The organism is Mesorhizobium sp. M2C.T.Ca.TU.002.02.1.1 (assembly GCF_003997225.1).
This window is the reverse complement of sequence record NZ_RZTO01000077.1, coordinates 1-12,894: the sequence shown is the minus strand read 5'-3', so window position 1 is coordinate 12,894 and position 12,894 is coordinate 1. Positions and strand designations below refer to the sequence as shown.

Here is a 12,894-nt window from a genome sequence, read left to right as displayed (position 1 = left end):
GCATCTACCCGCGCATCGAGATCACCATGCAGGTCGAGACCTCGAACGTGCTCGCCCGCGAATTGATCGCCTCGCGCCACGACTTCATCATCGCCCGCATCCCCGACGACCTCAATCCGCGGCTCTTCGAATCGCGCGTCATCGGCGTCGAGAAGGCCTGTCTCATCGTGCGCCGCGGCCACCCGCTGGCGAGCGGCAGGACGGTGCGGCTGGAGGAGACGGCGGGCTATGACTGGGTGTTCCAGTCCGGCGGCTCGCCGCTGCGCCAGGCAATGGAAAGCAACTTCTTGAACCGCGACATTCCGCTGCCCGACCGGATCCTCAACACGTCCTCGCTGCTGCTTACCCTGGTGATGGTGGCGCAGTCCGATGCGATCGCGCCGGTCTCGATCCAGGTCGCCAAGTTCATCCAGGGCCCCGATGGGCTGGCCGGCGCCATCGACGTCGTCCAGACCGAGTTCGATATCGAGGTCCGGCCCTACAGCCTGATCACGGTCAAGAATCGCGTTCTCTCTCCCGCCGCGAAAATGTTGCACGACTTCATCTTGCGCGAAGTGGGGTAATGGAACGAGAATGCTACTTGTACGTTCAAACCGATCGGTCGCTCGCTGGAGCCCGTTGCGGGTGAGGGAAGAGCTGCCGATGCTCAACAGCTCGGGAGGTTTTGATGGAACGTCGATTGTTTCTGACTGGAATGCTTGGCGTTGCGGGGGCGGCGGCACTGGCAAGCCTGGCCGGACCCAGCAGGGCTGTTGCCGGTATTCCCGCCGGCAACGGAATTCTGGACGAGCTCGACAAGCCGGATATGGCTGTGTTCGAGGGGGACGACGATCAGGCCGAGGTGGAACTGATCTCCCACCATCGTCACCATCACGGAGGCTACCGACATTGGCGCTGGCGCCACCGCCGGCGTCGCCGTCGGCGTGGCTGGAGGCATGTCTGCCGCCGCGTCTGGCGTCATGGCCGCTGGCGCCGTCGTTGCTGGCGCGAGCGCTACTGGATCAATATCTGGCTGTAGCGGCGTCAATCCCATGCTGCTCGGAACGGGTCTTGCGCTGCGGCGCAAGACCCCCCGCGCTAAGAGTTAGCAGGCCTCAGATGCTGCCGGCTCCACTTGGCGCCAGGTCTCGGCCTTGCCAGATCAGCAGGGGTACAAATCAGACGCGTTTGTAAATCTTGCTCGGTCGTCTAATGGCCTTGCTGATCATTCGACTGAGCGTCATGGGGTATTTCCGCTGCATGAAGTGCTCATAGGCCTCGACCCATTTGCCGTGCCGCTCGGGCGCAATCTGCGACGGTGGCCTCTCGTCGACGAAAAGTGACACGATCTTCTGGAGGCGGGAATGAAACGCGTCCAGATCCGCCCCTGAAAGCTTTGGTTTGCGCGCCACCACGGCACTGTCCCGCCAAAAGTTTTCAGGGTTTGCGGCTGCGATCTTGTCGGTCTCAAAGTAGCTTTCCACCAGTTCCATGCCGGTCAGGGAGCAAAGAGCGCCCCACGAATCCGGATAGAACCGCCAGCAGTCATACGGATAGCGGTGCACATGGCCTGCCCCTGGCGCGATGATGAGCGCCAGACCGCCCGGCTTAGTCACGCGCGCGATTTCTGCGAATGTGACCCAAAAGAAAGGGTTGTGCTCAAAGGTGGAAGCGGACAGACAAAGATCGAAAGAGCAATCTGCGATTTCGGGCCAGACGAAGGTGTTCATCGGAACGATGTCCACGTTGTTGCCCGGCTCGATATCGAGGCCGGTGTAAGCAAATCTGGGGTGAGGAAATAACGGCTGATACGTATTTTGAGCATCGTAGGATTTTGAGCCGATTTCCAGCACGCGCACGCCAGTTTGAGCGAACTCGTCTCCATAGGTTTGCAAAAATATTTCGGCTTTTACGAATGATGTCTCGTGCATCGAAAATCTGCCCCCGCGTTGATTGGTCGATAACGTGAACTGATCGATCAGTACAGTTACCCTGACCGCCTGGAGCAGCCGAATTATGCGGGCAGTGCCATCAAGGTATGCAGGATGCTGCGCCGCTTGAGGTCAAGCAGTTGCTGGCGACGCGCCGGCGCCATGTCGATGTCGGTCGTGAAGCGGCTTTCATGAAGCCAACCGTCAATTCGCTCGAAAAGCGCCTCGTCCATCGCCACCTCGGCGGCGACCGCGGTCCGCTCATAGTCGGCCGCGCACAGATCCTCGTTGCCGAGTGCTCGGTACAGACAGTGCCAATTCAAACCCCCAGTATCGAACCCGTCGAGCCAATCCCTGCCGAAGTTGAGCCGATCTGTCGGCAATCGACCCAAGTTGAAAAAGGCGAAGCCCGGCCACAAGTACCAGCGCTCATCCGGCGCTTTTCGAACCAACCCCGCGACAGCGGCTCGATCCAGCATTCGGAAAGGGTTTGTCGTTGCCGTGGGGAAAATATCGTGATCCAGAAACCCGATCATGGAAGGCCGGTTCGCGAGAACGATGTTCCTCCAGGCCCAATTCAAGGCATAGCCATGCGATTTGCCACCATCCAGTTCTCGCCTTGTCCAGGGATTGGCCGGCACCGCTGCGAAGGCAACACCGGCCGCCGAGCAGATGTCGCGAATGGCGTCCCTTGCCGCCAGGTTGGTGGAGTTGTCCGCAACAACCTGGATGGCCCCCGACACATTTCTTGCAATCATCTTGATCTGCCATTCGATCACCTGGGGATCGTTGAAGCTGATCGTAATCAGGACGTTCTGGCTACGGAGATGAGGAAAGCGCATCGGGCTGGCATGCTTTGCCAGCGCGATCTGTTCCCGGACCTGATAGCGAGCATGATTCTTGCGGTCGACCAAGGGTCGTAGTCTGAACCATTCGCGGATAGTATATTTCGACAGAGCGCGCGGCATACTTCGCTTTTATACTTCCGCGCGACAACCGCAAGCTGCTCCAAGCGGTTCGAAATTTCGCTGCAAGCGTCCGTTGGCATTTTGGCCAATATGCCGGCTGCGAGCCGGCATGCTATACGCACATATGCATATTTCGTCCTTGGCGCAGGATGTGCCGGACCAGCCCCGTGTCGGGGCCGCATCGGCTCTTCCGATCTCACGGCGCGCGGCGCTGATTGGCGGATTCTGCCTGTGCTGTTTGCCGAGCAGCATCGCTGCCGCGACCATGACGGAGGTGGGGCCGGGCATTTTCATTCGCGCAGCCCCGCACGAGGAAGCCGCCGCCGCCAACCATGGAGGCATCGCCAATATCGGCTTCATCGTCGGGCGCGATAGCGTGCTGGTCACCGATTCTGGCGGCAGCCTCACGGATGGCGAGTGGCTGAGGGCCGAGATCAGGAAGCGGACGGATAGGCCAATCCGCCATGTGCTGATCACCCACGTTCACCCCGATCATTCCTTCGGCACAGCCGCCTTCGCGGAGGACCGGCCGGCCTTTGTCGGACACCACGCGCTGCGGTCGGCGTTGGAGGCGCGCGGCGAGTTCTACCGGAAGCGGCTTACGGAGATCCTCGGCGCCGAGAGCGCAGGCAATGTCGTCTATCCCACCCAGGAGGTGAAGGATGGCGCGGAAATCGACCTGGGGAGCCGTATCGTCCGGCTGAGCGCGCACGCGACGGCCCACACGGATTGCGATCTGTCGATGCTGGATGTCGAGACCGGGTTGCTCTTCCCGGCCGACCTGCTCTTCGTAAACCGGGTTCCTTCGCTTGACGGCAGCTTGCCGGGCTGGCTCTCCGAACTCGACAAGCTCAAGGCGCTCGGCGCGTCTCGGGCCGTGCCCGGCCACGGCCCGCCGATCGTGGATGTGGCTCCCGCCATGTCCGACTTGGAGCGTTACTTGTCCGCCTTGAGCGACGGCACGCGCAAGGCGATAGCCTCGGGCGTTTCGATCGAGGATGCCGCCCGCTCGGTCGCTCAATCGGAGCGGAACCGCTGGGTGCTCTTCGACGATTACAATGAGCGCAATGTCATCCAGGCTTACAAGGAGCTTGAGTGGGAGTAGGCCGACGAGGAGGAGACCATGAAGATTCTGCCGCTTGCCATATGCCTTGCCGTCCTTGCCGGGGTGCCGCTCACAGGAGCGTCGGCCTCGGAGCCGGCCAACATGGAGCCTGAGCGGCAGGAACGCTGGAACCAGATCGCCCAGTATCTGTTCGGCGACCGCAAGGTCGAGCCCACCGAAACGCTGATCAAGCTCGACGCGCCCAAGCGCGCGCAGGATGCCGCGCTCGTGCCGATCACGCTGACGATGCCCGAAAAGAACGAGATCAAGTCGGTCTATCTGGTCATCGACGACAACCCGGCGCCTTTCGCGGCCAAATTCACCTTCGGTCCTGCGGCCGACGCCGGATCGGTGCAGTTACGCGTGCGGGTCGATACCTACACGAATGTTCATGCCGTGGCGGAGACCAAGGACGGCAAGCTGTTCGAGACGGCCGCCTTCGTAAAGGCCTCCGGCGGCTGCTCGGCGCCGGTTGCGGCGAGCGACGAGAAGGCCATGGCCGGCATGGGCGAGATGCGGATGAAGTTCGGTGAGGACGCCACGGCTGGCAAGCCGGTAGAGGCGACGCTGATGATCCGTCATCCCAATTTCAACGGAATGCAGAAGAACCCGATAACGCAATACTTCACGCCGCCGCGCTACATCAACAAGATGTCCGTATCCTCGGGCAATGCCAAGGTGTTCGACCTCGAAGCCGATATCTCGCTCTCCACCAATCCGGTCATCACTTTCTCCTTCGTCCCGAACGGGAAAGAGCCGCTGAAGGTCGTTGCTTCCGACACCAAGGATGGCCATTGGGAGCAGGGCTTCGACATTCCGGCTGCGATGAATTGATCGGGCCCGGCTATGCGTTCCATTGTTGAAATTGCCAGGATGGCGGCCGTCGTTGCCGTGGTCGCGCTCTTCTCGAACATGGCCGTTGCCGACCCTGTGCCCGAGCCTAGCGGCTTGTGGAGCGGGCCGATGCACGGCGAGACGCCGGAAACGCTCTCAGGCGCAAGGGTGCTCGACCTCGCCGCCCTCGAGGTGCTCATGGCCAGGAAGCCGCTCCTGCTCGATGTGGGGCCGGCCGACAGGAAGCCGGACGATTTCCCCAAGGACGGGCTCTGGCTTCCAACCCATCGTTCAATGCCGGGGGCGGTGTGGATGCCGGGCGCGGGAGCGGCCTCTCTGGAGGATGCGCAAGAGAAGATGTTCTATCGCCGCATCGAGGCACTGACGCAGAAGGACAAGCGCAGGCCGATCGTGACCTTCTGCCGCCCGCAATGCTGGGGCAGTTGGAACGTCGGCAAGCGGCTGGTGATGAAAGGCTATACCAATGTCAGCTGGTTCCCCGCCGGTATAGACGGCTGGCAGGAAAAGCACGAGACCGCCGTGGTCAAGCCGGAGGCAGGCTGGAGCACGGAAGCGCCCAAATAAGAGGCGCAAATCCTGTCTGGCAGACTGGAGCGGGTAGCGGGAATCGAACCCGCGCGTTCAGCTTGGGAAGCTGGACGTGATCCAGATATTTCAATGGCTTGGCTGTAAAACAGGGCCATTGTTCGTCAGAAATTTCATAATGAAATCAATGGCCATGTAAAACCTTTTGGGAGCCCTCCGGCTTGCTACGCTGCCCTGTCATCGGGCGCCGGAGCTTCGGTCCCCTATAGTCCTTCTCCCGCTTGCATCATTCACGGTCAGGCAAGTCCGTTCCCGCCCGCAGGCATTCCATGTAGGCTCGGTAGGCAAAGCTGCGATCACGCTTCCTGCCGGTCGTTTCCACGAGAATGCCGGCCTCGACAAGCACTTCGACCGCGCGGGTTGCCGTCGGCTTGCTGGCATCGATCATCTTCATGGTAGATGCCACCGTCACGATTGGATGTCGGGGGAGTTGCTCGAACAGCCTCAGTGCGGAGACGGAAGCGGATTGCGTGCTCAACAGCCGAGTCCGGTCCGCGCTGACGAGGTTGAACAACTCACGCGCCGAAGTGACAGCTTCATCGGCAATCGTGGCGATCCCGTCGAGGAAGAAGTCGGTCCAGCCTTCCCAGTCGCCCTCCAGCCGCACGCGGTTGAGCCGCCTATAATACTCCTCGCGATGGCGCTTGAAGAACAAGCTGAGATAGAGAAGCGGCGCCTTCAGCAACTGCCAATGCTCCAGCAGCAAGGCGATCAGTAGTCGTCCGATCCGGCCATTGCCATCGAGATAGGGATGGATGGTTTCGAACTGCACATGCAGCAGACCCGCACGCACGAGCGGCGGCAGCTTTTCGTCGGCGTGTATATATTTTTCGAACGCGCCAAGCAGTTCAGGGAGCTTGTCGGGCGCAGGCGGGACGTAAGCGGCATTCCCTGGCCGACTTCCGCCGATCCAGTTCTGGCTGCGGCGAACCTCTCCAGGCTGCTTGTTCGCGCCCCGCACGCCGCGCATCAGCCGTTTGTGCGCTTCGTTCAGGAGCCGCATTGAAAGAGGAAGGCCACGTTTCGCCGCGAGTTGGTCACGCGCATAGGCCAGAGCGTCGAGATAGTTGGTGACCTCCTCGATGTCCGCATTGGCTGCAGGCTGCTCCTCGGCCTCGAAGGCGAGAAGGTCGACCAGCGATGCCTGGGTGCCTTCGATCTGGGACGAAATTACCGCTTCCTTTCGCACGAAGGCGTAGATGAACCAATCGAGCGACGGCACCATCTCGCCTGCAAGATCGAGCCGGACGAGCGCCTGCCCGGCTTCGCGGAGGCGATCTTCGAGCTTGTCATCAATGACCAGCGCCGGACGTGAGGGCGGCAGGTCGAAGGGGACAAAGGCATCGACCTTCTCCCCGCCGACAATCACGCTTTCATATCGACCTGTCTTACGCGTTGGCACCGCGCGCCCTTAGCTGAGGATATGATATGATCCCGGAGCGCAAGGCACGACAATGTTCCCTGACCCCGCCACGAGGCACGAATTCTTTACTAGCCGGGAGCGTTAGTCAAGAAATCGTTCTTAGTAGAGGCCGCTGGAAACGCCGCGAGTCACGGATGTTGAACGTCACGATCGCATCGGCCTGCCGTTTACTGCCGCTTCGAGACGCATATCATCGTCCCGGTCCCGAGCGACAGTCAGCCATCGCGGGATGATCCGGTTGTCCGCTTGAGATGAACGTGCTTGGGCAAGTTGGCGCTGGCCAGCGCCCGCCCGACGCTGTCGTTGCTGATGTCGGCCAGTTGGCCCAAGCCGTCGAGCAGGCCGAGCGCCAGCAGGACGCCGGCATAGATGCCGATGCTGACACTGGTGTCGCCAGCTTCGACCCTTTGCAGTGTCGAGCGAGACGTGAAGGCACGCTCGGCCACGACCGCCATTGGCAGCCGCCGCCGCCGACGGGCATCGTGAATGTCCGCTCCGAGCTTGCGCAGCACGCGCCGCACGGCTGCGGGAGGATTGTGGGGGGTAGGCATTTTGACGCCTTGGTGCTTCAAATTAAGCAATTATGTAGCACGAAGATTACAATTGCTCTAGCCTGGCACCTGCTCTGACCGAGCAAGGAGCGAGGGTTTGATTTTACAGCCTTCGCGACCGCCGTTTCCAATTCTGACTGGGAGCTAGTGCTACGGACCGGGCTCGAAACCGGCTGGTGGATGGGCTTAGCGCACCGAGCCATCACGCCGCTGCCTTCTCGTCACCATCTCGGACCTTTGCTGGCCGTGTGTCCTTCCACACCGCCGCAGCGAGGGCTTTCTACGTTCTCGCCAGCCTTCAATCAATCGCAACGCCTGCGCTAATGGGGCTAGAACGTCCCCAAATCCCCTGCGCTGATCCCGCGAAATCCCCATCAGACCGTCGCTATAAAGAAATCAGCAGCGCATCGAAGCTGCGATTTCAGAGGAAGACGACGATGAACAACCGTCAGGGGAAACCCTACGCGGGCACCAGGCTTGCGAAGTATCTTGAGAAGCGCATCCTGGAGCTGAGGCCGAAGAAGACCCAGATCGCCATCGCCAGTGAGGCGGGGTTCGTCAATCCGAACATGCTCGCGATGGTCAAGGCCGGCACGGCCAAGCTGCCGCTCGACAGGGTCTCTGCCCTGGCAACCGCTCTCGAGTGCGATCCGGTGATGCTCTTCCAACTGGCGATCGAACAACTGGGCGGCGACACCACCGAGCTTGCCGTCAGGCAGATCTTCGGGACGTTAGTCACCGAGAATGAAGTGGCCTGGCTCGAGGAAATTCGCCGGGCGTCCGACCACACCAATCCGAACCTCACCTCGAAGGCACGGTCCGCCATCCGCGGGATCTTCGGCAAATGAGCGGCGGGCAGGAACTATCCACCGAGGATTGGCGTCGCATGACCTGTCTCCGTGACCGCGACATCACTCCCAACGAACGCTTCTGGCTGGAAGTGATCAGACTGGCTTCCTGGGATTCGGATCCTGCGCCGACGCTGGAGCAAGTGCAGAAGCTGCGGATGCTCTTCCGGCCCCACCTGTAACGCCACACGGCGCGGATAGCGCGAGCCTGCCCGATAAAAAACATCGCAAGCGCTGGCGGTCTCCCCTGCGCCCCGCAAGCACTCCCCAGTCAGACCCGGAACATCATGACCAACGACTTCGATCCACTCTGGAACGGAAAATCCATTCCGAAACATCACTGGCATTTCCACCGCCAGCTCTTCGCGCGATACGGCATCGTGCTGGCACCAGGCGAATTTTCGGAAATGCTGAGTGATATCAAGACCGGCCGAGCGACGATCATCGAACGTCTTCCCTCAGACGCCGCCATCTACATGATCAGGAACGTCCGACTGTGGAAGCAATATTTCGTTCTCGTGAGGAGCGGTTACGTCGTGACTGCACTGCCTCCGGGTAGGCGTCTGAAGAAGTTTAGGTGAGAGATGCCTGGGTGAGCCTCAGCTTGCAGGCATCTCTCCGAATAGATCCGGGGTGTTGTCGTCACGTCGCTGAGAAAGCCGCTCGCCGACATGAAGGCAAGCATGCTTGATTCGAGTTAGCCCCTTGCTCCCTTCGAAATGGGCCCATCCGCCATTTGGCATATGCACGCTGATGATGCGCGCCTCGCAGTGGGGGCAGGCATGTCTGTAAGGGCGATGCCGCTGCTCCCCAGCCAGGCCTTTCAAGACCCACGTTTCCCGAACGGAGGTCAAGCCCCCTGTCGGCAGGCGTCGATGATGAGCGCGCCGCCTTATCCAACCGCGTTTCATTCAAACCACTCCACGGATTTTGATATGGCTGCCCAACAGATCCTTTCTTACGTAGAAGCCGCTGGGATGGCTTCTCGTAGAAACATAGCAGACTTGCTTCCCACCAACGTGGACACCAGAAGTCCCCGGTCCAGCCTGGTGTTCCGGGCTTCGCATGAGGTCTCGGGAACGAGGATGCAGGCGTGGCAGGCGGCGCCGTGAAGCGGCCGTTCGTCGAGGTCCGTTCCGGCGTGGTGGTCCGCGCATATCGGGTCGTTGGAGCAGAGCTCGAGCCCCTGGACTGCCTTCGCCAGGATCTCCGGCAAACGCCCAGCCATGCCGCTGAGACCGCCGAGAGTGCCCTGGGCGCCGGCGGTCGACGTATAGATCAGGATGCCGAAGCGATCGGGCTGACCGGCTCCGCTCGCATAGATGCGCTCCTTCAGCGAAGAGATCGGATAGCCGCACTCCAGTGCAAGCTCGGCCATGAGCGCATGCGAGAGCGAGTGTAGCGCCCAGTAGGCTATGCCGAGATGCTTCGGAGGGCGGTTGAAATGCGCGGCCTCGAGCGCCTCGCCGCGTTGAAGCTCGCCGGCCTGCTCCCTGACATCGGCGCGGTCGCGCCAGTCCCGAATGAAGTCCGGCTTCACATGCAGGAAGATGCCTTCGCCGAACTGTTCGATCGCCGGCAGCCACTTCACGTCCCGGTCCAAGGGAGCGCCGTCGACCTTGAGCTGGATTTCATCGAGCTCGCTTTCGGCCGACGTGGGCGGCGGCTCGAGCCGGGTGAAGCCGTAAAGGCAGGTCACCTCCCGCAAGCGGCTGACCTTGACGATGTTGCCGATGAACCTGTCCCAGGGCGCCGAGAGCGCCAGGGACGCGCGGTCGAGCGTCTCCGCGAACAGGAACGCCCCCGCAGCGTCGTGGCCGATCGTCGGCGTGCCCGAGGCCAGCACGTCGAACTCCGCGATTCGAGGATTCGTCGACGCGCTGTCGTTTGCCTCGGCCATGCCCGCCAGCGCGCTCGTGATCTCCTCGTCCGAGAACGGGGCAAAGGGCTCCCTGGTCAGCGGGAGGGACCTCAGCACCTGGATGAAGTTTGGCAGGCCGCGAAGAGATTCGACCGTCTGGCGGTGCTCCTCGATCGTCTGCCGCACGCGATCGTCGGTGCGTGTCAGCGAGATAACCGTCACCGTCTGCGCGAAATAGGTATTGGTCGCCGAGCGGGGCAGAAGCCGAAGGTCCTCAACGCAACTCTCGCCGGCGACATGCCGGGGCATCAGCCACGGGCTGAAGGCCCCGCAGGTGCCGAGGAATTTCGGCTTGTAGAGATCCGCCATCGTGACCCGCGCACCGCAGGTGCACTGCACGGAAATGTCCGAAGGATCGGAGCTGACGCCCCGCTCGACCCAGAACATGGGCTTGCGGCAGCTTCGGTCGCCACCGCGATGCACCAGCCCTCGCCAGTCGATATCTTCGAGGTGTCCTTTCGCGCAGGCGCCCACGAAGCGTATCGGATTCACACCCAGCCGCTTGCCGCTGACAGGATCCACGTAGCTGAGCTTGTCGCCGCGCATCTGCAAGTGTTCGAACTCGACCATCCTGCGCCTGGTCTCGGTGGTGGCGGGCGCCTGGCCCGCGGTCGGAGGCGCATCCTCGACCGTGAACCAGGTGGGGAACACCATGACGTCCACACCGGGCCGGCGATCGTCATGTCGCTCGTCGTCGTGCTCCGGCGGCGGACGAAGCCCCTCGAACTCCTTTCCAAGCCCGAGCTGCTGTCGCAAAAGGGGCACCAGGCGCTGTTCCTCGATCGGCTGCCACTGGCCGCTGTAGCGCCATCCCTGCAGCCCGGAGACGACCACGGCATGGTCCGGCAGGTCCAGCATCGCGCCGGGACCATAAGTCAGCAGGAGCTGCGAAAATGTCTGCGTGGTGTCTGCCATGTTGCACCTAGAATGACTGTCCCGTGGGTGTGCGCAGGCGAAGCAATGCCGCAGGCTCGGTGTCGCGCATCGAGCGGCCCGCAATGAACAGCCGACGCTCGGGCGCCATATTGGCCTGTTGACTCTGCGGATCCTGCAGAAGTCGCCGGACCGGCTGCTCGTTCGCATATTTGAACGGATCGCCACCGCTGGTCTGCGTGCTGGCGATGTCGATCCAGGCGTCCTTGAGCGCTTGCAGGCGATCGAGGCAGCGATCTATCTCGGCCTGCGATGCGCCGCTGCGCGTCATCTTGCTTCGGACGGCTTCGACGACCGCAAGGAAGGCGGGATCATGTTGCGCGACCTCGCTGGCCTTCTCGTTCGGTGTCAGTCCTGGCTCGAAGTGACGGATTGCGGACACCATGGTAGCCGCCAGGGCGCGATCGAGAGCGCGGGTCGAGAACGGCGTTACGCTGGTTGCCTCGACGGCACGATAGAAACTCCTGTGAAAGGCGCGGAACTGCTCGTAATGCATGCGGTCGCGCGGCTTGTGGACGTTGAGCAGCGTGACCACCAGCCCGGGCTTTGCGGCTTCGCGGCCGACGCGTGATGTTGCCTGGATGTATTCCGCGGCGGTCTTGGGCTGTCCCTGGACAACCATGAGGCCGAGACGGCCGATATCGAGGCCGACCGAGATCATGTTCGTGGCAAGGGCGACGTCGACCGCGTTCTTTTCGCTCGCCGGGCGTCCGAGTCGCGTGCGGGCCTCGGAGACCTTGTCGGTGCTGTAGCGCGAGGTCAGCTCCTGGATCTCGCGCAACTGGCGATTGGCGAAAACCTGTCCCGCAGGCTGGAAACGCACGCGGCTTGACCCGTAGCTGCCCAGATGCGCGCGCACCTCGTCGTCGACGATGCGGCGCGCGCCGCCCAACTCCCGCAGCGCGTTGAAATAGCACAAGGCCGTCAGGTATGGATCGGCCGGATCGTCCGCTCCTCCGCTTGCCAGGGCCGCGGCGCCGGCGAGCAGCGTCTGCAGCGTTCGAAGGAAGACAAGCTTGGGTCCACGCCCGGGCGAGGCCACACCGACATAGAGCCGGGACGGCGAGGAGGTGTCGGCCTTGGCGAAGAAGGAATCGTGGCGATCTATCCCGGGAGGTGGGAAGATCGCCGTGCTGGTGCGGCCGAAGAGGTTCCTGATCTGCGCGCTTGCCCGACGCACCGTGGCCGTCGAGGCGACGATCTTTGGGCCGCGAGACTCCTCATTGATCCTGCGCGACGCCAGCAGGTCGAAAGCGGTCTCGTAAAGACCGGCCACCGTGCCGAGCGGGCCTGAGATGAGATGCAGCTCGTCCTGAATCACCAAGTCTATCGGCGGCAAGGGCGATGGCAGCCGTGTGCCGGCATTCGGCTCGGCGGCGCCATAGAAGCCCAGGCCGTCATGGCGCGTGACATTGCCGAAAAAGGCGCCAGCACTTCCGACCCAAGGGACATTAGCGAACTTGTCGATGGTGGCGATCATGAATGCCGGCAGCCGCCGATAGATCTCTTCGTCGACCACGACGATCGGCAGCCTGTCTGCGCTGGAGAAGTCGCAATCGACGTTGAGGCAGCGAATGTCGAGACGCCTCGGGTTCTGCTGGTTGGGGTGGAGATGGAATGCGTCCGGCTTGAACTCATCGCCGCACCAGGGGCAATTCTTGAGCGGCGCCGGCGCGGGACCATGGCCGCTGCGATAGCTCCGCAGCCATTGAATTGCGGTTCCCCTTGCAGGGTTTGCGGCATTGCCGAAAGTATTCGGCGTTGCACCGCCGCCGACCCACAGACCGATCTCGAT

Annotated in this window: 14 protein-coding genes; 8 read left to right on the top strand and 6 right to left on the bottom strand. The window is 62.0% G+C overall.

Annotated features, from left to right (window positions below; all coding sequences use genetic code 11):
• Window positions 1-563: LysR substrate-binding domain-containing protein (locus EOD07_RS06555; RefSeq protein ID WP_245469910.1), on the top strand; the 563-nt coding region annotated here is incomplete at its 5' end.
• A 104-nt stretch (window positions 564-667) separates the two neighbouring features.
• Window positions 668-1,018, top strand: a complete 351-nt coding sequence (locus EOD07_RS06550; protein WP_127234433.1) for a protamine-2 (modular protein) — start codon at window positions 668-670, stop codon at window positions 1,016-1,018.
• Between the two features lie 139 nt (window positions 1,019-1,157).
• Here the strand turns inward: EOD07_RS06550 and EOD07_RS06545 are convergent, their stop codons facing one another.
• Together EOD07_RS06545 and EOD07_RS06540 are read right to left on the bottom strand one after the other, a co-directional pair.
• A complete protein-coding gene (locus EOD07_RS06545; protein WP_127234432.1) occupies window positions 1,158-1,910 on the bottom strand; it encodes a methyltransferase domain-containing protein in 753 nt (250 codons plus the stop codon).
• Window positions 1,911-1,993: 83 nt separating this feature from the next.
• A complete protein-coding gene (locus tag EOD07_RS06540; protein WP_127234431.1) occupies window positions 1,994-2,824 on the bottom strand; it encodes a hypothetical protein in 831 nt (276 codons plus the stop codon).
• 193 nt (window positions 2,825-3,017) lie between these two features.
• On the opposite strand from EOD07_RS06540, the gene EOD07_RS06535 reads away from it, so the two are divergent.
• Genes EOD07_RS06535 through EOD07_RS06525 form a run of 3 tightly spaced genes read left to right on the top strand, consistent with a single transcriptional unit; the run spans window position 3,018 to window position 5,402 of the window.
• Entirely contained in the window at window positions 3,018-3,983 is a 966-nt protein-coding gene (locus EOD07_RS06535; protein WP_245469907.1) for a quinoprotein relay system zinc metallohydrolase 2, read from the top strand.
• A gap of 18 nt (window positions 3,984-4,001) precedes the next feature.
• Window positions 4,002-4,817 (top strand): quinoprotein dehydrogenase-associated SoxYZ-like carrier, encoded by an 816-nt coding sequence (locus EOD07_RS06530; protein WP_127234430.1) that lies wholly within the window; start codon window positions 4,002-4,004, stop codon window positions 4,815-4,817.
• 39 nt (window positions 4,818-4,856) lie between these two features.
• Window positions 4,857-5,402 (top strand): rhodanese-like domain-containing protein, encoded by a 546-nt coding sequence (locus EOD07_RS06525; RefSeq protein WP_245469906.1) that lies wholly within the window; start codon window positions 4,857-4,859, stop codon window positions 5,400-5,402.
• A gap of 247 nt (window positions 5,403-5,649) precedes the next feature.
• Here the strand turns inward: EOD07_RS06525 and EOD07_RS06520 are convergent, their stop codons facing one another.
• Window positions 5,650-6,792 (bottom strand): Fic family protein, encoded by a 1,143-nt coding sequence (locus tag EOD07_RS06520; RefSeq protein WP_348627738.1) that lies wholly within the window; start codon window positions 6,790-6,792, stop codon window positions 5,650-5,652.
• Between the two features lie 269 nt (window positions 6,793-7,061).
• Window positions 7,062-7,397 carry a helix-turn-helix transcriptional regulator gene (locus EOD07_RS06515; RefSeq protein WP_127234427.1) on the bottom strand — a complete coding sequence of 112 codons (336 nt, stop codon included), beginning with the start codon at window positions 7,395-7,397 and terminating at the stop codon, window positions 7,062-7,064.
• A 437-nt stretch (window positions 7,398-7,834) separates the two neighbouring features.
• On the opposite strand from EOD07_RS06515, the gene EOD07_RS06510 reads away from it, so the two are divergent.
• The 3 genes from EOD07_RS06510 to EOD07_RS06500 all read left to right on the top strand — a co-directional run bounded on the left by EOD07_RS06510 (window position 7,835) and on the right by EOD07_RS06500 (window position 8,826).
• Window positions 7,835-8,245 carry an XRE family transcriptional regulator gene (locus EOD07_RS06510; protein WP_127234426.1) on the top strand — a complete coding sequence of 137 codons (411 nt, stop codon included), beginning with the start codon at window positions 7,835-7,837 and terminating at the stop codon, window positions 8,243-8,245.
• On the top strand, window positions 8,242-8,427 hold the full coding sequence (locus tag EOD07_RS06505) for a hypothetical protein (RefSeq protein WP_127234425.1): 186 nt from the start codon (window positions 8,242-8,244) through the stop codon (window positions 8,425-8,427). Before EOD07_RS06510 ends, EOD07_RS06505 begins: the two co-directional genes overlap by 4 nt.
• Window positions 8,428-8,532: 105 nt before the next feature.
• Window positions 8,533-8,826 (top strand): hypothetical protein, encoded by a 294-nt coding sequence (locus EOD07_RS06500; RefSeq protein WP_127234424.1) that lies wholly within the window; start codon window positions 8,533-8,535, stop codon window positions 8,824-8,826.
• 377 nt (window positions 8,827-9,203) lie between these two features.
• Here the strand turns inward: EOD07_RS06500 and EOD07_RS06495 are convergent, their stop codons facing one another.
• The gene (locus EOD07_RS06495) at window positions 9,204-11,165 is read right to left on the bottom strand and encodes a DUF1998 domain-containing protein (protein WP_164772093.1); all 1,962 of its coding nucleotides are present in this window, start codon (window positions 11,163-11,165) and stop codon (window positions 9,204-9,206) included.
• Window positions 11,089-12,894: helicase-related protein (locus EOD07_RS06490; protein WP_281059040.1), on the bottom strand; the 1,806-nt coding region annotated here is incomplete at its 5' end. The genes EOD07_RS06490 and EOD07_RS06495, both read right to left, overlap by 77 nt.